This is a genomic window from Flavicella marina, assembly GCF_009193215.1.
Taxonomy (GTDB): domain Bacteria; phylum Bacteroidota; class Bacteroidia; order Flavobacteriales; family Flavobacteriaceae; genus Flavicella; species Flavicella marina.
Window position 1 is genome coordinate 546,086 of sequence record NZ_VYVA01000001.1, and the last position, 17,835, is coordinate 563,920.

Genomic DNA, 17,835 nt, shown 5'->3' on the forward strand with positions numbered 1-17,835 from the left:
TTATGGAAATAGTTCACAAAATAGGAAGAAGAAAGACGGCTGTAGCCCGTGTTTACTTATCAGAAGGAAAAGGAAATATTACTGTTAACAAAAGAAGTTTAGATAACTACTTTACTACTTCTACGTTACGTTATAAAGTACAACAACCATTAGCATTGACTGACAATGTTGAAACTTTCGACATTACTGTAAATGTATTTGGTGGAGGTGTAACTGGACAAGCTGAAGCAATTCGTTTAGCAATCTCTAGAGCATTGTGCGAAATTGATGCAGACAACAGAGCAATCTTGAAACCAGAAGGATTACTTACTAGAGACCCAAGAATGGTTGAGCGTAAGAAATTCGGTCAAAAGAAAGCAAGAAAGAAATTCCAATTCTCGAAACGTTAATCCGTTTTATTGGATTTTTTATTCAAAGTCTACAGACTTACAAAAAATTAAATATAATCAAGTTATCGAAACCCTGTTTAGGCAGGGTTTGTTTAGCATCTAAATAAGTAAGACCGTAAAACAACAACGCTACTTACTTATTGCTATTCTCAGAGAACGTAAACAAATAACAAAATGGCAAACATCGAAATTAAAGAATTATTGGATGCAGGTGTACACTTCGGACACTTGACAAGAAAATGGAATCCAAACATGGCTCCTTATATCTATACTGAGCGTAATGGAGTTCATATTATTGACCTTTACAAAACAGCGGCTAAGATTGAAGAATCTGCAGTAGCTTTAGAAAAAATCGCTGCTTCAGGAAGAAAAGTTCTTTTCGTAGCAACGAAAAAACAAGCTAAAGATATCATCGCTGACAAGGCTGCATCTGTAAACATGCCTTATATTACTGAAAGATGGCCTGGAGGAATGTTAACTAACTTTGTAACGATTAGAAAAGCTGTTAAGAAAATGGCTCAAATCGATAGAATGAAAGTTGACGGATCTTTCGCTGCTTTATCTAAAAGAGAGCAATTACAAATCAACCGTCAAAGAGCTAAATTAGAAAAGAACTTAGGTTCTATTGCTGATATGACTCGTTTGCCTGCTGCTTTATTTGTAGTTGACGTTAAGAAAGAGCACATTGCTGTTTCTGAAGCTCAAAAATTAAACATTCCAGTATTTGCTTTGGTTGATACAAACTCTGACCCTAAAGCGGTTGATTTTGTAATTCCTGCAAATGATGATGCTTCTAAATCAATTGAAAAAGTATTGAGTTACTTAATTGATTCAGTTGCCAACGGTTTAAACAACAGAAAATCTGCAAAAGATAAAACTGAGGCTGCTCCGGCTGCTGAAGCTGCTGTAGAAACTGCTGCTCCAGAAGCTAAAGAAGAAAAATAATTATTGTTTTTAATCAAAAAATAAAAGTATAATATCATGGCAGAAATAAAAGCTGCAGACGTTATGAAGTTGCGTAAAGCAACTGGGTCTGGAATGATGGATTGTAAAAAAGCTTTAGTAGAAGCTGAAGGTGATTTTGACAAAGCAATTGAAATCCTTAGAAAAAAAGGACAAAAAATTGCTGCTAAAAGAGCTGACAGAGAATCTTCTGAAGGAGCTGCAATTGCAAAAGTAAACGCTGACAATACAGTAGGTGTATCTATCGTATTAGGATGTGAAACTGACTTCGTAGGAAAGAATGAAAGTTTCGTGGAAATGGCTACTAAATTAGCTGAACACGCTTTAAACTTTGCTACTAAAGAAGAATTTTTAGCTTCTGACTTCGGAGGAATTACTGTTGCTGAAAAATTAATCGAGCAAACTGGTGTTATCGGTGAAAAAATCGATATCAACGACTTTACAAGAGTAGAAGCTCCTTACGTAGGTTCTTATATCCACGTTGGAAATAAAATCGCTTCTTTAGTTGGTTTATCTGCTTCTATTGACGGTATTGAAAACTTAGCTAAAGATTTAGCTATGCAAGCTGCTTCAATGGGTGCTACTTCTTTGTCTTACAAAGATTTCGACCCTGCTTATGTTGCTGCTGAAACTGAAGCGCGTATTGCTGTAATCGAAAAAGACAATATCGAATTAGGAAGATTAGGTAAAACATTGAAAAATGTACCTCAATTTATTTCTAGATCTCAATTGACTGACGAAGTATTGGCGCAAGCTGAAGAAAATGCAAAAGCTGAATTGGCTGCTGAAGGAAAACCAGAAAAAATCTGGGATAGAATTTTACCAGGAAAATTGGAAAGATTCGTTTCTGACAACACTACTTTAGATCAAGAGCAATGCTTATTAGATCAAAAATTCATCAAAGATGAAAAGAAAACTGTTGCTGAGTACGTAAGTTCTTTAGGTGACGTTTCTATCGTAAATTTCTCTAGAGTTTCTTTAGGATAATTTACCAATCATATCTTAAAAGGCTGTTTGTTCTCAAACAGCCTTTTTTGTTTTTATAAACTCTTGTATTTTTACTTTATGATTTGGCTTACAGAGACTGACCAACCCTTCCCTCCCCTATCTGAAACAACTGAAGAAGGAATCATTGCTCTTGGAGGAGACCTAAGCAACGAGAGATTAATTGACGCATATAAGCAAGGGATCTTTCCTTGGTATTGCGAAGGTGAACCTATTATTTGGTACTGTCCCGACCCAAGGATGGTCTTGTTTTTTGATAACTTAAAAATTTCAAAAAGCATGCGTGGTATCCTTCGAAAAAATAACTTTACCGTTACCTTCAATCAAAATTTCGAGTCCGTAATTGCCAATTGCAAAACCATTGATCGCAAGGATGGACTGGGTACTTGGATTACAAAAGACATGCAACAAGCATACATAGAGCTGCATAAAAAAGGAATTGCACAATCTGTTGAAGTGTGGCAAAACGACGAACTTGTTGGCGGTCTTTATGGCATCGATCAAGGTCATGTGTTTTGCGGAGAAAGCATGTTTAGCAAAGTAAGCAATGCCTCAAAAATTGCCTTTATATATTTGGTAGAGAAACTCAAGAGAGAAAAGTATGCGCTTTTAGATTGTCAAGTCTACAACGATCATTTAGCAAGTCTAGGTGCCGAAGAAATCACTAGAGATATCTTTTTACAGATTCTAAAAAACAAAAGCATTTCATAAAATTCTCTTAGGGATTCTTTGTGATTTTCGGTAGCTTTTATCTTAAAAGACTTGCTTATATTTGCTGTGCTTAAACAAAAGTGAATATGGACATTAAAAACGCACAATTAGCCGTTGATAAATGGATTAAAGAACATGGTGTTCGCTATTTTAACGAACTCACCAACATGGCTCAGCTAACAGAAGAAGTAGGTGAAGTTGCGAGAATTATCGCGAGACGTTATGGTGAGCAAAGCGAAAAAGAAAGTGATAAAAATAAAGATCTTGGTGAAGAATTAGCAGATGTAGTATTTGTGGTTTTATGCTTAGCAAATCAAACAGGAATTGACTTACAAGCTTCATTCGATAAAAAACTAAATATTAAAACAGAAAGAGATCACGATCGTCACCACAACAACGAAAAATTAAAATAATATGAATCAAAATATATTAGAAGTTCCATTTTGGAAAGTTGCCTTACGATTTACTGTTAGTTTTTTAGTACTATTGACTTTAGTATTAACGGGTGCCACCTACTTTAAAAACGGAAATTTAGAGGCAATTAATAAAAGTGTTGCAGACGGAACTTGGACTCAATTTGTACTCGCAAGAGTTGCGATAGGGATCGTATACGGAGTAGCAATGACATATTTTTCAAGAAGAAGAGCGAAACTAGCACAAGGAAAGAGATAAGATGAATAGCTTAAAATTACACCACTACACAGGAGAAATCAACAAAGAAATTCAAATCACTGGTTCGAAAAGTGAAACAAATCGCTTGTTGATTTTACAACAATTATATCCAAATTTAGAAATAGACAATATTTCTAATTCAGACGATAGCAAACTAATGATGAATGCTTTGGCTTCAAAAGACGAAGAAATCAACATTGGTCATGCAGGTACTACCATGCGTTTTTTAACTAGTTTTCTATCCATTAAAGAAGGGTCTGATGTTATTTTAACAGGTTCTGGGAGAATGAAAGAAAGACCTATTGGAATTCTTGTTGATGCCCTAAAAACATTGGGTGCTGATATTTCTTATGTAGAGAATGAAGGTTTTGCCCCATTGAGAATTAAAGGAACAAAACTAAAAGGAGGTAAAGTAACTATTGATGGAAATGTAAGTAGTCAGTATATTTCTTCTATATTATTGATAGCTGCTAGTCTTGAAAATGGAATCGAATTAGAATTCGAAGGTGCCATTACTTCAATCCCCTATATTCAAATGACATTAAGTTTATTGAATGAAGTAGGTATTGAAACTTCTTTTGAAGGTCAATTCATAAAAATATCTCCAAAAGCAACGATTGAAGATAAAAAAATTACTGTAGAATCTGATTGGAGTTCTGCATCGTATTACTACAGCTTGGTTGCTTTGAGCGAAAATGGAAAAATTACATTGAATGCCTACAAACAAAAAAGTTTGCAAGGAGACAGTGTACTTTCTGAAATTTATAAAAGTTTTGGTGTACAAACCACTTTTAGAGAAAACAGCATTACCTTAGAAAAAATTAAAGATTTTAAAAATCCTGATAACGTAAATTTCGATTTGATAAAAGCACCAGACACGGCACAAACTATTGCTGTAACGGCTTTCGGAATGGGCATTGCTTGTGAACTAACAGGTTTGCATACTTTAAAAATTAAAGAAACAGATCGTTTGGTTGCTTTGGATGTAGAGTTAAAAAAACTAGGAGCAAATATCTATGTAACAAACAACAGTTTACACTTACAGCAATCTACAGAAATCAAAAGTGATATCGCTATTGACACCTATCAAGATCACAGAATGGCAATGGCATTCGCACCATTACTACTAAAAACTTCAATCATCATTAACGAAGCAGAAGTTGTATCTAAATCGTACCCAACATTCTGGGAAGATTTTTCGAATTTTCAGTAATTCTAGAACACATAAAATTGTAAAGCCTAAGCAAATATTTAATGCTTAGGCTTTTATTTTTAAATTCGTCAAAATTAAATAGGCAAACACTTGACAACCCCTATACGGATATCGTATATTTGCCAACTATTTTCTAAAACACACAAATGAAATTATCTGCATTTAACTTTGAATTGCCAGAAGACAGATTAGCAGAATATCCTGCTGAGCATAGAGATGAAGCTCGTTTAATGGTATTAAACAGAAAAGAACAAACAATAGAGCACAAACATTTTAAAGACCTAATCGATTATTTCGACGATGGAGATTTGATGTTATTAAACGATACGAAAGTATTCCCTGCTCGTTTGTATGGAAATAAAGAAAAAACTGGAGCGAGAATTGAAGTTTTCTTATTAAGAGAACTGAATGCCGAAAACAGACTTTGGGATGTTTTGGTAGATCCAGCTCGTAAAATAAGAATTGGTAACAAGTTATTTTTCGGAGACGATGATAGTTTGGTAGCTGAGGTAATCGACAATACAACTTCTAGAGGACGTACTTTGCGTTTCTTGTTCGATGGGTCGTACGAAGAATTTAGAGACAAATTAACTTCTTTGGGTGAAACTCCAATTCCAAAATATATCAAAAGAGAAGTTGAAGAAAGTGATGCTGAGCGTTACCAAACAATCTATGCTAAAAACGAAGGTGCAGTAGCAGCTCCAACTGCTGGTTTGCACTTTTCAAAACATTTGATGAAACGTTTAGAAATCAAAGGAGTTGATTTTGAAGCCTTGACTTTACATGTTGGTTTAGGAACATTCAGCCCTGTTGAAGTTGAAGATTTATCAAAACACAAAATGGACTCTGAGCAAGTAATCATTACGCAAGATTCTGCTGACAAAGTAAACAAAACTTTAGATCGTAAAAAAAGAGTTTGTGCGGTAGGAACTACTGTAATGAGAGCGATTGAATCTTCTGTATCTGCAAATGCTAGATTGAATCCTTATGATGGTTGGACGCATAAATTTATCTTCCCTCCATACAATTTCAGTATTGCAAATGCAATGATTACAAACTTCCATACACCTAAATCTACTTTGATGATGATGACGGCTGCTTTTGCTGGGTATGACTTTTTAATGAAAGCCTATGACGAAGCTGTAAAAGAAGGATATCAATTCTATTCTTATGGTGATGCTATGTTAATCATCTAAAAAATCAGAAAAACTACCTTAAACAAACACAAGGTATAATTCTCATATAAAATTATCTCGTATCTCTTCAGGTACGAGATTTTTTTATAAATAAGGAGTATCTTTACCGACATATTTTTATTTGAATATTCTACCGCATGACAGCTAAAAAGAAAGACATTCGCGCATTGACTAAAGACCAACTACGAGCATTTTTTGTAGAAAATGGAGACAAGGCTTTTCGCGGTAATCAAGTATATGAATGGTTGTGGTCAAAATCGGCCCATAAATTCGAAGACATGACCAATATTTCTTTAGCAACTAGAACCATGCTTGAAGAACATTTTGTAATCAATCATATTCAGGTTGACGACATGCAGCGTAGTAGTGATGGTACCGTAAAAAATGCCGTTCGATTACACGATGGGTTGATTGTTGAATCTGTTTTGATTCCAACCGAATCTAGAACAACCGCTTGTGTTTCTAGCCAAGTTGGTTGCAGTTTAGATTGCAAATTCTGTGCTACTGCTCGATTAAAACGCATGCGAAATTTAAATCCTGATGAGATTTACGATCAAGTAGCAGCTATCAACCAAGAAAGTTTGTTGTATTTCAACCATAAATTATCAAATATTGTATTTATGGGCATGGGTGAACCTCTAATGAATTACAATAACGTACTAGCCTCAATCGAAAAAATCACTTCACCCGAAGGCTTAGGAATGTCTCCTAAAAGAATCACCGTATCTACTTCTGGAGTACCCAAAATGATTAAAAAATTAGCTGATGACGAAGTAAAATTCAACCTTGCAATTTCATTGCATTCAGCTATCGATGAAGTACGAACGAAAATTATGCCTTTCAATGTAAAATTCCCATTAGCTGATTTGCGTGAAGCTTTAGAATATTGGTATCAAAAAACCAAAAGAGCTGTCACCTATGAATATGTAGTTTGGGATGGTATCAACGACAACAAAGAAGCGATAAGAGCATTGGTGAAGTTTTGTAAATACATTCCGTCTAAAGTGAACATCATAGAATACAACCCTATAGACGATGGAGAGTTTCAACAAGCAAGCAAAAAAGCAATCAGCGATTATGTAAGTGTTTTAGAAATGAATGATATTACCGTTAATGTAAGAAGAAGTAGAGGTAAAGATATTGACGCTGCTTGTGGACAATTGGCAAATAAAAGCACAAAAGCTTAATATTTAATTGAGAATGTTTTAAGTTTACATTTCTTAATTTTAGAATTTTAGAGAACACCTTTCATCAATGAAAGCAGTAGAGCAAATTAAATTTCCGATCAGTACAGAAATGGAACTCTTTGAAGAAAAGTTCAAAGACGCTATGCTCTCTAAAGTACCACTGCTCAACAGAATAACCTATTATATTGTTCGTAGAAAAGGAAAACAAATGCGACCTATGTTTGTTTTTTTAGTTGCAAAAATGGTATCTAAAGGTAACTTTTCTGACAGGACGTATCGAGGTGCTTCTGTAATAGAATTGATACATACTGCGACACTAGTTCACGATGATGTTGTTGATGATAGCAACCGAAGACGTGGATTTTTCTCTATCAATGCACTCTGGAAAAATAAAATTGCTGTTTTAGTTGGTGATTTCTTACTTTCTAAAGGCCTATTGCTTTCTATCGACAACGACGATTTTGATTTGCTAAAATTGATTTCTGTTGCTGTACGTGAAATGAGTGAAGGAGAATTGTTACAAATTGAAAAAGCGAGAAGACTCGACATTACAGAAGAGGTTTATTTTGATATTATCCGTCAGAAAACAGCGACATTAATTGCAGCTTGTTGTGCGATTGGAGCTGCGTCGGTTGGCGCGAATGATGATGAAATTGCTAAGATGCATGAATTTGGTGAATTGATTGGAATTGCTTTTCAAATCAAGGATGATTTATTTGACTACACTGAAAGTAATATTGGCAAACCTACGGGTATTGATATCAAAGAGCAAAAAATGACACTACCTTTGATTCATACATTGAACACTTGTTCTGAAAAAGACAAAAAATGGCTGATCAACTCTGTTAAAAAGCACAACAAAAACAAAAAAAGAGTCAAAGAGGTAATCGCTTTTGTAAAAGCAAATGGAGGTATTGAATATACCACTGAAAAAATGAAAGATTACCAATCTAAAGCGCTGTCTATTTTAAAAGACTATCCGGAATCTGATTATAAAAATTCTTTAATTACCATGATCAATTATGTGGTAGATCGAAAAAAATAATCAATTTCTAACCTTCACTGCTACCTGAGCATTTAACTCTAATAATTCTTCCATCAATATTCTACTGTTAGACAACCTAGGTATTTTATGCTGCCCTCCTAATTTATCTTTCGATTTTAACCAATCATAAAATAAATTTTCTCTTGAAAAATGAATTTTCGGAAAACTCAACGTCATATTTTTATATCGCTTTGCTTCATAATCAGAATTTACTTCTTGCAGGGCTAAATCTAAATCTTTCGCGAATTGTTCGGTACACGTTGGTTCTTTTTTAAACTCAATCATCCATTCGTGTGAACCTTTTTCGTTTGCTTCCATAAAAATAGGTGCTACTGTATAATCAGAAATTTCAGCGTTGCATTTGGTACACGCAATTTCCAAAGCTCTTTCTGTGTTTTCAATAATCAATTCCTCACCAAAAACATTGATAAAGTGCTTTGTTCTTCCTGTGATTTGAATTCGAAAGGGATCTAAACTTGTAAACTTCACGGTATCACCAACCATATAGCGCCACAAACCAGAATTGGTCGTAATTACTATAGCATAGTTGACTCCTAATTCAACTTTGTCCAAAGGGACAGCAATAGAATTTTCACAATTGTAGGTAGACATTGGAATGAATTCATAAAAAATCCCATAATCCAACATTAATAGCAACTCATTAGAATTGTTCTGATCTTGAATTGCGAAAAATCCTTCAGACGCATTGTAAGTTTCACAATACCTAAATTTATCACTCGGAATAATTTTTTTATACTGCTCTTTATAAGGAGTAAAATTTACACCTCCATGAAAGTATACTTGAAGATTGGGCCAAACTTCTAATATATTGTCTTTTCCAGTTACTTCTAATACTTTATGTAACAACACCAACATCCAAGAAGGTACTCCTGCCAAACTTGTAATATCTTCATGGATGGTTTCTTGTACGATGGCATTCATTTTTTCTTCCCATTCTCCCATCAATGCGGTTTTCTGTTTTGGAGCACTGCTAAAATCGGCCCAAAACGGCATGTTCTCAATAATTATAGCCGAAAGATCTCCGAAATAAGTATTGTTATCCTCATAAACTGCACTACTACCTCCCAATCGTAAACCTTTTCCCGAAAACAAATCAGCTTCTGGATTGTTATTTAAAAATAAACACAGCATATCTTTACCCGCATTCATGTGACAATATTCAATTGCCTCATCACTCACGGGAATAAACTTACTTTTTGAACTTGTTGTTCCACTAGATTTCGCGAACCATTTGATAAGCGAAGGCCAAAAAACATTCTGTTCTCCTTTTCTAGTTCGCTCTAACAAGTTCTCAATGCTTTCGTACTTTTGAATGGGAATTCGCTCAGAAAATTCTTGATAAGATGTTATTTCTCTAAACCCATACTTTTTACCTATCTCTGTATTTCTAGCTGTATAAAGTAAGTTCAACAACAACTCATTTTGTACCTCAACAGGATATTTGATAAATAAATCTAACTGGTGTTTCCTCTTTTTTAAAAACCAAGAGATGATAGAACTTACAAATAAAAATTTCATAAGGTATTGGTTATCTAGTTTCGTTAGTTTTGCAATTATTTCTGCACAAACCGTGCATCAAGACAGGTTGTATTTCTCGAGTAATATTTTTTATACTAAAAATACATACCTATCTTTATCCTGTTAAATTTAGTGTTTTTTTTGAAAGTGCAAACACTAATATTTTTTGATCTCAAACCCTATCCAAATGAAATATCAAGGAGTTTTAAAAAAAATGAATACCGTATTTGCAGATACTATTGAGTATTACTTAGAAATGGAAAATGATTTTTTAAACTTCAATCAATTGCTCGACCGAAAACTAGAAATACAATTTGAAAGTTACCAGTGTTTGTCTTGCTCAAAACAAAAGAAAATATTTCGACAAGGATTTTGCTATGATTGTTTTTACGAGCAACCCTCTGTTGGGGATTGGGTAATGAAACCTGAATTGAGTACAGCTCATTTAGGCATTGAAGATCGAGATCTAGAATTTGAAAAATCAGTACAACTCAAACCTCATATCGTTTATTTGGCTCTTGCGAGTGAAATTAAAGTAGGTGTTACAAGAAAAACACAAGTCCCTACAAGATGGATTGATCAAGGTGCCAGCAAAGCATTGGCAATTTTAGAAACTCCGAATAGGTATTTGGCTGGTATCGCCGAGGTTGCTTTAAAACAATATGTTAGCGACAAAACAAGCTGGCAAAAAATGCTTAAAAACGTTGTTTTTGACGGAGATTTACTATTAAAAAAGCAAGAATTATTAGCTTATTTACCGGAAGAGGTGAAACCTTATGTATTAAGTGACGACGAAACTATTCTAAACTTGCAATATCCGGTTCAACAATACCCATCAAAAATAAAAAGTTTAAATATTGAAAAAGCACAGTCTTTTGAAGGAGTCTTAAAAGGTGTAAAAGGACAGTATTTATTATTTGAAGATGGCACTGTCTTTAACATTAGAAATAATGAAGGTTTGGTAGTTTCAATAACACTGTAGGGTATGGACACCAATATATTTCGAACGGTTTTTAAACCTCAAGAAGAAAAGAACCAATTGAGCTATGATTCGAAAACAATTCTTTTTGGCTCTTGTTTTTCTGAAAATATAGGTGAAAAATTAAGCTATTATAAATTTGATTGCTTTACAAATCCATATGGAATATTGTTCAACCCAATCGCTATAAAAAATGCGATTTCTGAGATTGTCGAAAAAAAAATATATTGTGAAGATGACATTTTTCAATACAATGACCTATGGCATAGTTTTCAACACCATTCCTGTTTTTCAACACCAAATAAAAATGCAGGCTTAAAAAAAATAAACGAGTCGATACAAACGGCACATTCAACCTTAAAAAATGCTTCACACATAATAATTACTCTTGGTACATCTTGGGTATATGAAAACAAAGAAACAGAAACCATTGTAGCCAATTGCCATAAAGTACCTCAAAAATCATTCAATAAAAAGCTATTATCAGTTTCAGAAATCACATCAACACTAGATAGCATTGAAAAAAGCATACATAAAATAAATTCAAATGCGACCCTCATATACACTGTTAGTCCAGTTCGTCATTTAAAAGACGGAATGATTGAAAATGCTTTGAGCAAGGCAAATTTATTAGCGGCAATTCATCAAAAGCTTACTAAGAACACCTATTATTTTCCTTCTTTTGAAATAATAATGGATGATTTAAGAGATTATCGTTTTTATGAGAAAGACATGCTTCACCCTAACGAAATCGCAATTGATTATATCTGGGAAATATTCGCTCAAACATGGATCACGAAAGAATCAGCACCCATATTAAAAGAGGTAGATACCATACAAAAAGGACTTTCACACAAACCGTTTAATGAGCATAGTGAAGCGCATCAAAACTTCTTAAAAAATTTAAATAAAAAAATTGAAGTTTTAAAAAAATCTCAAAACATTAATTTCTGAAGCCTAATATTTTAGTATATTTACCTGAGCCGCAAAAAAAAATAACATGAACAAGATTATTATCGGATTACTTGCAGGTGCCTTGATTGGCATGATGATAAGTAATTATTTTGTGAATGAGTTCACGTATGAAAAAGTTGTATACACAAAAATAACGTTGAGCTCTATTATCAGTGGTGTTCTTTGTGGTTTTTATTCGTTATACTCTAAAAACTCATTCAATTTATTTATCGGCTGTTTGCTGATTGGCGTTGCTGTTTTCTACATCAAATACTTGATTACAGGACACCATTTTGACCCTGTAAATATGGGAACATTTACAGGTGCTATTTTAGGATTTATCTTTTATGCCGGACAGAAAAGCAAAAAATACCGAAGATTTATACAGTATTACTTTCGTAATTAAGCATAAAAAAAGGATTGATAATTTATCAATCCTTTTTTTATTTTAAACGTATTGGTCAACATTTTCCCAAGGACCTCCGTTGATTATATCAACCCCATGTTGTTTCAAGAAGTCGGTTGCTTGACCACTTCTAGCTCCACTTCTACAAACAGCAATAATTTGCTTTCCAAAATCTTTCACAGTTTGAATATTCCCTGGAATTCTATCCAAAACTATATGTTCTGAACCTGGCACATGCCCTTCAGCATACTCAGCATCTGTTCTCACATCCAAAACAACAGCGCCGCTTTTTAAATATTCTTGAATTTTTTCATTGTCAAAATTTGCCATTTTTTTCTTTTTTTAAAAGTTGTTTCGAACAAAATTAACAATTAGATTATTAAAATCCATATTATTTTTAGAATCCTTTTTTGATTCGATTCTAACATATAACAAACGCAAACGAATTCGTTAATAATTCATACTATTTAGCCTTTATTGACAAATCCTTTTTATCTTTGGAGGAATTAAATTTCAGACAAAATGAACAAGAAAGTAATCTTAATGATATTAGACGGATGGGGAGTTACACAAGACCCAAAAGTCTCTGCTGTTTTCAATGCTAAAACATCTTATATTGATAGCTTATACAATAAATTTCCGAATGCTACTTTGCGTACCGATGGTGAACATGTAGGTTTACCAGAAGGACAAATGGGAAATTCTGAAGTTGGACACATGAATTTAGGTGCTGGTAGAATTGTATATCAAAACTTAGCACGTATCAACAAAGCAGTAAAAGAAAAAACATTAGGACAAGAAAAAGTATTGTTAGATACTTTAAAGTACGCTAAAGAAAACAACAAAAAAGTTCATTTGTTAGGTTTGCTTTCGAATGGTGGAATTCACGCGCATATTGATCACTTAAAAGGTCTTTTAGATGTTGCTAAAGAAAATGAAGTAAATAATGTTTACTTACACGCCTTTACAGACGGACGTGATTGCGACCCTAAATCTGGAGCTTATTTTGTGAACGACATTCAAGAGTACATGAAAGGAAGCACAGGTGAATTGGCTTCTATTACAGGTAGATATTATGCTATGGATAGAGACAATCGTTGGGAAAGAGTAAAATTAGCTTACGATGCTGTTGTAAAAGCAGCGGGAACAAAATCTACAGATGCAGTTGCTTCATTAAAAGAAAACTATGAAGCTGATATTACAGATGAATTTATCAAACCTATTATCTGTACAGACGAAAATGGAAACCCAAAAGCTCAAATTGAAAAAGACGATGTTGTAATTTTCTTTAACTATCGTACAGATAGAGGAAGAGAGTTGACTGCAGCATTATCGCAACAAGATTTCCCTGAGCATGATATGAAAAAATTAGACTTGTATTACACTACAATTACTTTGTACGACGAAAGTTTCAAAGGAATTAATGTAATTTACAATAACGACAATATTAAAAACACTTTAGGTGAAGTATTATCAGCTGCCGGAAAAAAACAAATTCGAATTGCTGAAACTGAAAAGTACCCACACGTTACATTCTTTTTCTCTGGTGGACAAGAAGAACCTTTCGAAGGAGAATCTAGAATTCTACGTAACTCGCCAAAAGTAGCTACCTATGATTTACAACCTGAAATGAGTGCTTTCGAATTGAAAGATGCTCTTTGTGAAGACTTAGAGAAAGGTGAAGCGGATTTTGTTTGTTTGAACTTTGCAAATGGAGACATGGTAGGTCATACAGGTGTAATGGAAGCTGCTATAGAAGCTTGTGAGGCTGTAGATGCCTGTGCAAAAGCAGTGATAGAAACAGGATTGAAAAATGGATACACGACCTTACTAATTGCTGATCACGGTAACTGTGAGACTATGATGAATCCTGATGGAAGTCCTCATACAGCACATACAACAAACCCAGTTCCAATGATTTTAATTGACAATGAATTGAAATCAATCAAAGATGGTGTTTTAGGAGATGTAGCTCCAACTATTTTAGATTTAATGGGAGTTGAACAACCGGAAGAAATGACAAGACATTCTCTTATATAATTAAGAGAATAAACGAAATAAAAAATGGCGATATGTTAAACATATCGCCATTTTTTATTTCGTAACCTCAAATTTTGTAAATTCGTTTCTATTAGAAAAAACGTATATGTCTTATCACAACACTTCAATTATTGCCGTAGACTTTGACGGTACCATCGTTGAAAATGCCTACCCAAAAATAGGCAAACCTATCATGTTTGCTTTTGAAACAATGTCAGCCTTACAAAAACAAGGACATCGATTAATTTTATGGACAGTAAGAAGTGGTAAAAGCTTAGAAGAAGCAGTTAACTTTTGCAAAAAGAATGGTATAGAATTTTATGCGGTCAACAAAAACTACCCAGAAGAAAACCTAGATCAGCATACTTCACGAAAAATCAATGCTGACTATTTTATTGACGACCGAAACATTGGTGGTTTGGTAAGCTGGGGTGCAGTTCATCAAATTTTTATGGGTACAGAAACACCCAAAAAAACCAAACCAAAAGGACTTTTTTCATTTTTCAAAAAATAATTTTGTTCGCCTGTTATACTAAAAAAGAATATTTTTAAATTCTCCTTTTAAAATATTTAATTTAAAGTACCTTTGCAGCTAGAAAAACAGTGCTTTATGATTACGATTAAAACTTTAGAAGAAATTGAATTGATGCGTGAAAGCGCCTTGATTGTATCCAAAACTTTAGGAATGCTAGCTGGTGAAGTAAAACCCGGTGTTAGTACAATTCACTTAGATACTTTGGCTGAAGAATTTATAAGAGATCATGGAGCGGAACCTGGTTTTTTAGGTTTGTATGATTTTCCAAACACTTTATGCATGAGTCCAAATTCACAAGTAGTTCACGGAATTCCGAACAACGATTTACTTGTTGAAGGTGACATTATTTCTATCGATTGTGGTGCCTTGAAAAACGGTTTTTACGGAGACCATGCATACACATTCGAGGTTGGTGAAGTAGACCCAGAAACAAAAAAATTACTTGAAGTAACCAAACAGAGTTTATACGAAGGAATTCGCCAGTTCAAAGCTGGAAATCGTGTTGGTGATGTAGGCTATGCTATCCAAAAATATACTGAAGACCGTGGATATGGTGTCGTAAGAGAATTGGTAGGACATGGTTTAGGTCGTGTAATGCATGAAGATCCTGAAATGCCTAACTACGGAAAAAGAGGGCGTGGTAAAAAATTCTCTGAGGGTATGGTAGTTGCCATTGAACCAATGATCAATATGGGAACAAAAAACATCAATCAATTGAGCGATGGATGGACCATACTTACAAAAGACGGAAAACCTTCTGCACATTTCGAACATGATGTAGCCATTATCAACGGAAAACCAGAATTATTATCGACCTTTAAATACATCGATGAAGTATTGGGAATAAAAACCGATGCCGAAGATGAATTTAGAAGTGTTCCTTTAGCGATATAACTCGAAAATGTCTCTTTTTAAAACAGCGCTTAACACCATACCAAGACCTTTACTCATCAAATTGAGTTACTGGGTGAAGCCGTTTGTGAGTTTGTATTTAAGAGGAAACAAGTATACTGATCCTATCGATGGTAAATCTTTTCGAAAATTTTTACCGTATGGTTATGAAACGCAACGAGAAAATGTTTTAGCTCCAGGAACTTTGTCTCTAGAAAGACACCGGTTGTTATGGTTGTATTTGCAACAAACAGATTTTTTTACGGCACCGAAAAAAGTATTGCACGTAGCTCCTGAACAATGTTTCTACAAACGCTTTCGTTCTCAAAAAAATTTAGACTATACTACTACCGACTTATATTCTCCTTTAGCAGATGTAAAAGCAGATATTTGCGATTTACCGTTTGAAGATAACAGTTATGACATTGTGTTTTGCAACCACGTTTTAGAACATATAGAAAATGACCAAAAGGCCATGCAAGAATTATTTCGCATCCTAAAACCTGGTGGGATGGGAATTTTTCAAATTCCTCAAAATTTAAATTTGGAAAAAACCTATGAAGATTTTTCTATCACTACACCCGAAGAAAGAAAAAAACATTTTGGACAATACGATCATGTTCGCGTGTATGGAAAAGACTATTTCGATAAATTAAGAAAAGTTGGCTTTCAAGTGCAAGAAATTAGTTGCACAGAAATTACGACTAAAGAAAATAGCGTTACATATTGTTTATCTGCTCAAGAAATCCTCCCTGTTTGCACTAAATAATATTTTAATTTTTGGTTAAGAAACTCTCTAAACTTTCTAACACCACGCCATCTTTCATAATTTCATTTTTAGGATTCACAAATTGGTAGTTCCCCTTTACTTTTTTCAAGATGGTCATGCCTTTATACAATCCGTTCTTATTGATCATTGCATCAGTAACCACTCCTTTTTCAGTCAACCAAACAGTCTGACCATCCGACTTTTCAGCCTGTAGGATTCCGTTTTTTAAAGTACCTAAATAATTGTATTCGCTTACTTTTATAATATGACCTCCTAAAGATATGTAACAAAACAAGTCCCCTGTCTCGGTATAAAAAGCCATGTAACCACCAAGATCGCCACCATAATCAAGATACTCTTTATCAATCTTAATTTGATTTTCTTTATTGAATTTCTTGATAACTTTTTGATCTTTCCAATATTGAAAATATTTATCCAAACCTTCGGTTTCCTTGAATTTTCTACCGTTTATATCGTACACCAATACTTTCTTTGAATTGTTAGGATACGTAACTAACAATCCGTTTTCTCTAGGTAACATCACTTTACCATAATTTGTTGAAAGCGCATTAAATTTACGAGCAGCTGGCAGCAACCACTGTTCTTTAGAATAGGTATCAACGGTCATTATTTTCGTAGCTTGATTTTCAATTCCTTCTGTCAAGACAATTCTAGAATCATAATGCATAAACCCAGAATAATTACCAGGGGCAACTAATGTATTTCCTTGGTCATCTATCACTCCATAAAACCCGTTTGCACTTTTGAATACGGCAACATTATTTCTGTCAAAAGGATAAATGGTATCTGCTGCTATGGATTGATTTTCTGCTTTTTTATTCCACACAACCGTCAAAGAATCTATACGAGCTTGCTCTTTTTTCCTCAACATCTCTGCGGCTAACAATTCTGCTTTGATTTTATTTTCTGCCTCAATTTTCTCTTCGATATCAACATACAAAAACAATACTTCATTGTACCGATCAGACCCCTTTTCTGTTGTTAGTGCAAAATACTGTTTCGCGTGTTCTTTTGCTACCTTATAATCTTCGAGATTGTAATAAATCATCGTACCTATTTCCTCTACTTTAGCAGTAGTTTTATCTCCTAGCAAGCTCTTTGCTTTGTCAAAATACACCAACGCCTTTGTCAACTCTTTTTTCTTGAGCTGTTCTTCAGATTTTATCAAATAAATTTCAGCAATCTCCGTGTTTGATTGAGCAAAAACAAAACTGCTGATAAAAAATACGAAGTAAAAAAAATTCTTCATGGTAAGTGTAAATGATTTAAAAATGGGATTGAGCTTACTAAAATACTAAATTATTGGTTATACTTACATTT

Annotated in this window: 20 protein-coding genes; 17 read left to right on the forward strand and 3 right to left on the reverse strand. The window is 34.0% G+C overall.

What is annotated here, in order from left to right:
* Nucleotides 1-2: 2 nt before the first annotated feature.
* The 10 genes from rpsI to F6P99_RS02215 all read left to right on the forward strand — a co-directional run bounded on the left by rpsI (nucleotide 3) and on the right by F6P99_RS02215 (nucleotide 8,381).
* Nucleotides 3-389, forward strand: a complete 387-nt coding sequence (gene rpsI, locus F6P99_RS02170) for a 30S ribosomal protein S9 (protein ID WP_152285792.1) — start codon at nucleotides 3-5, stop codon at nucleotides 387-389.
* A gap of 174 nt (nucleotides 390-563) precedes the next feature.
* Nucleotides 564-1,334 (forward strand): 30S ribosomal protein S2, encoded by a 771-nt coding sequence (rpsB, locus tag F6P99_RS02175; protein WP_152285793.1) that lies wholly within the window; start codon nucleotides 564-566, stop codon nucleotides 1,332-1,334.
* A 36-nt stretch (nucleotides 1,335-1,370) separates the two neighbouring features.
* On the forward strand, nucleotides 1,371-2,339 hold the full coding sequence (tsf, locus tag F6P99_RS02180; protein WP_152285794.1) for a translation elongation factor Ts: 969 nt from the start codon (nucleotides 1,371-1,373) through the stop codon (nucleotides 2,337-2,339).
* A 78-nt stretch (nucleotides 2,340-2,417) separates the two neighbouring features.
* Entirely contained in the window at nucleotides 2,418-3,068 is a 651-nt protein-coding gene (gene aat / locus F6P99_RS02185; RefSeq protein WP_152285795.1) for a leucyl/phenylalanyl-tRNA--protein transferase, read from the forward strand.
* Between the two features lie 86 nt (nucleotides 3,069-3,154).
* A complete protein-coding gene (locus tag F6P99_RS02190; protein ID WP_152285796.1) occupies nucleotides 3,155-3,481 on the forward strand; it encodes a nucleotide pyrophosphohydrolase in 327 nt (108 codons plus the stop codon).
* A 1-nt stretch (nucleotide 3,482) separates the two neighbouring features.
* Complete coding sequence (locus F6P99_RS02195; RefSeq protein ID WP_152285797.1) at nucleotides 3,483-3,740, forward strand: hypothetical protein; 258 nt, start codon at nucleotides 3,483-3,485, stop codon at nucleotides 3,738-3,740.
* A gap of 1 nt (nucleotide 3,741) precedes the next feature.
* Complete coding sequence (locus F6P99_RS02200; protein WP_152285798.1) at nucleotides 3,742-4,953, forward strand: 3-phosphoshikimate 1-carboxyvinyltransferase; 1,212 nt, start codon at nucleotides 3,742-3,744, stop codon at nucleotides 4,951-4,953.
* Nucleotides 4,954-5,099: 146 nt separating this feature from the next.
* Nucleotides 5,100-6,149 carry a tRNA preQ1(34) S-adenosylmethionine ribosyltransferase-isomerase QueA gene (queA, locus tag F6P99_RS02205; RefSeq protein ID WP_152285799.1) on the forward strand — a complete coding sequence of 350 codons (1,050 nt, stop codon included), beginning with the start codon at nucleotides 5,100-5,102 and terminating at the stop codon, nucleotides 6,147-6,149.
* 137 nt (nucleotides 6,150-6,286) lie between these two features.
* Nucleotides 6,287-7,336, forward strand: coding sequence for a 23S rRNA (adenine(2503)-C(2))-methyltransferase RlmN (rlmN, locus tag F6P99_RS02210; RefSeq protein ID WP_152285800.1), 1,050 nt, complete (start codon nucleotides 6,287-6,289; stop codon nucleotides 7,334-7,336).
* 67 nt (nucleotides 7,337-7,403) lie between these two features.
* Nucleotides 7,404-8,381 (forward strand): polyprenyl synthetase family protein, encoded by a 978-nt coding sequence (locus F6P99_RS02215; RefSeq protein WP_152285801.1) that lies wholly within the window; start codon nucleotides 7,404-7,406, stop codon nucleotides 8,379-8,381.
* Here F6P99_RS02215 and F6P99_RS02220 read toward each other — a convergent pair whose 3' ends face one another.
* Nucleotides 8,382-9,920 (reverse strand): GH3 auxin-responsive promoter family protein, encoded by a 1,539-nt coding sequence (locus F6P99_RS02220; protein WP_152285802.1) that lies wholly within the window; start codon nucleotides 9,918-9,920, stop codon nucleotides 8,382-8,384.
* A gap of 187 nt (nucleotides 9,921-10,107) precedes the next feature.
* Between F6P99_RS02220 and F6P99_RS02225 the strand changes: the two genes are divergently transcribed.
* The 3 genes from F6P99_RS02225 to F6P99_RS02235 are packed head-to-tail and all read left to right on the forward strand — an operon-like array spanning nucleotide 10,108 to nucleotide 12,259.
* Entirely contained in the window at nucleotides 10,108-10,902 is a 795-nt protein-coding gene (locus F6P99_RS02225) for a DUF2797 domain-containing protein (protein WP_152285803.1), read from the forward strand.
* A gap of 3 nt (nucleotides 10,903-10,905) precedes the next feature.
* Nucleotides 10,906-11,853 (forward strand): GSCFA domain-containing protein, encoded by a 948-nt coding sequence (locus F6P99_RS02230; protein ID WP_152285804.1) that lies wholly within the window; start codon nucleotides 10,906-10,908, stop codon nucleotides 11,851-11,853.
* 46 nt (nucleotides 11,854-11,899) lie between these two features.
* Nucleotides 11,900-12,259, forward strand: coding sequence for a hypothetical protein (locus F6P99_RS02235; protein WP_152285805.1), 360 nt, complete (start codon nucleotides 11,900-11,902; stop codon nucleotides 12,257-12,259).
* Between the two features lie 42 nt (nucleotides 12,260-12,301).
* On the opposite strand, the gene F6P99_RS02240 is transcribed toward F6P99_RS02235, so the two are convergent.
* Nucleotides 12,302-12,589: a rhodanese-like domain-containing protein gene (locus tag F6P99_RS02240; protein ID WP_152285806.1), complete on the reverse strand. Its 288-nt coding sequence runs from the start codon at nucleotides 12,587-12,589 to the stop codon at nucleotides 12,302-12,304.
* Nucleotides 12,590-12,781: 192 nt separating this feature from the next.
* Here F6P99_RS02240 and gpmI point away from each other — a divergent pair, with 192 nt between their 5' ends.
* From gpmI to F6P99_RS02260, 4 genes are all read left to right on the forward strand, one after another.
* A complete protein-coding gene (gpmI, locus tag F6P99_RS02245) occupies nucleotides 12,782-14,299 on the forward strand; it encodes a 2,3-bisphosphoglycerate-independent phosphoglycerate mutase (RefSeq protein WP_152285807.1) in 1,518 nt (505 codons plus the stop codon).
* 106 nt (nucleotides 14,300-14,405) lie between these two features.
* Nucleotides 14,406-14,813: a BT0820 family HAD-type phosphatase gene (locus F6P99_RS02250; protein ID WP_152285808.1), complete on the forward strand. Its 408-nt coding sequence runs from the start codon at nucleotides 14,406-14,408 to the stop codon at nucleotides 14,811-14,813.
* Nucleotides 14,814-14,909: 96 nt separating this feature from the next.
* Nucleotides 14,910-15,728: a type I methionyl aminopeptidase gene (gene map, locus F6P99_RS02255; RefSeq protein WP_152285809.1), complete on the forward strand. Its 819-nt coding sequence runs from the start codon at nucleotides 14,910-14,912 to the stop codon at nucleotides 15,726-15,728.
* Between the two features lie 7 nt (nucleotides 15,729-15,735).
* Nucleotides 15,736-16,494, forward strand: coding sequence for a class I SAM-dependent methyltransferase (locus F6P99_RS02260; protein WP_152285810.1), 759 nt, complete (start codon nucleotides 15,736-15,738; stop codon nucleotides 16,492-16,494).
* A gap of 4 nt (nucleotides 16,495-16,498) precedes the next feature.
* On the opposite strand, the gene F6P99_RS02265 is transcribed toward F6P99_RS02260, so the two are convergent.
* A complete protein-coding gene (locus F6P99_RS02265) occupies nucleotides 16,499-17,764 on the reverse strand; it encodes a hypothetical protein (RefSeq protein WP_152285811.1) in 1,266 nt (421 codons plus the stop codon).
* Nucleotides 17,765-17,835: the final 71 nt, after the last annotated feature.

Bases quoted from the DNA above. Each gene is read 5' to 3' on its own strand.
- rlmN (WP_152285800.1), top strand. From the start codon at position 6,287: ATGACAGCTAAAAAGAAAGACATTCGCGCATTGACTAAAGACCAACTA.
- queA (WP_152285799.1), top strand. From the start codon at position 5,100: ATGAAATTATCTGCATTTAACTTTGAATTGCCAGAAGACAGATTAGCA.
- F6P99_RS02240 (WP_152285806.1), bottom strand. From the start codon at position 12,589: ATGGCAAATTTTGACAATGAAAAAATTCAAGAATATTTAAAAAGCGGC.
- rpsB (WP_152285793.1), top strand. From the start codon at position 564: ATGGCAAACATCGAAATTAAAGAATTATTGGATGCAGGTGTACACTTC.
- F6P99_RS02220 (WP_152285802.1), bottom strand. From the start codon at position 9,920: ATGAAATTTTTATTTGTAAGTTCTATCATCTCTTGGTTTTTAAAAAAG.
- F6P99_RS02225 (WP_152285803.1), top strand. From the start codon at position 10,108: ATGAAATATCAAGGAGTTTTAAAAAAAATGAATACCGTATTTGCAGAT.
- F6P99_RS02190 (WP_152285796.1), top strand. From the start codon at position 3,155: ATGGACATTAAAAACGCACAATTAGCCGTTGATAAATGGATTAAAGAA.
- F6P99_RS02195 (WP_152285797.1), top strand. From the start codon at position 3,483: ATGAATCAAAATATATTAGAAGTTCCATTTTGGAAAGTTGCCTTACGA.
- map (WP_152285809.1), top strand. From the start codon at position 14,910: ATGATTACGATTAAAACTTTAGAAGAAATTGAATTGATGCGTGAAAGC.
- tsf (WP_152285794.1), top strand. From the start codon at position 1,371: ATGGCAGAAATAAAAGCTGCAGACGTTATGAAGTTGCGTAAAGCAACT.
- rpsI (WP_152285792.1), top strand. From the start codon at position 3: ATGGAAATAGTTCACAAAATAGGAAGAAGAAAGACGGCTGTAGCCCGT.
- gpmI (WP_152285807.1), top strand. From the start codon at position 12,782: ATGAACAAGAAAGTAATCTTAATGATATTAGACGGATGGGGAGTTACA.
- aat (WP_152285795.1), top strand. From the start codon at position 2,418: ATGATTTGGCTTACAGAGACTGACCAACCCTTCCCTCCCCTATCTGAA.
- F6P99_RS02200 (WP_152285798.1), top strand. From the start codon at position 3,742: ATGAATAGCTTAAAATTACACCACTACACAGGAGAAATCAACAAAGAA.
- F6P99_RS02250 (WP_152285808.1), top strand. From the start codon at position 14,406: ATGTCTTATCACAACACTTCAATTATTGCCGTAGACTTTGACGGTACC.
- F6P99_RS02265 (WP_152285811.1), bottom strand. From the start codon at position 17,764: ATGAAGAATTTTTTTTACTTCGTATTTTTTATCAGCAGTTTTGTTTTT.
- F6P99_RS02260 (WP_152285810.1), top strand. From the start codon at position 15,736: ATGTCTCTTTTTAAAACAGCGCTTAACACCATACCAAGACCTTTACTC.
- F6P99_RS02230 (WP_152285804.1), top strand. From the start codon at position 10,906: ATGGACACCAATATATTTCGAACGGTTTTTAAACCTCAAGAAGAAAAG.
- F6P99_RS02215 (WP_152285801.1), top strand. From the start codon at position 7,404: ATGAAAGCAGTAGAGCAAATTAAATTTCCGATCAGTACAGAAATGGAA.
- F6P99_RS02235 (WP_152285805.1), top strand. From the start codon at position 11,900: ATGAACAAGATTATTATCGGATTACTTGCAGGTGCCTTGATTGGCATG.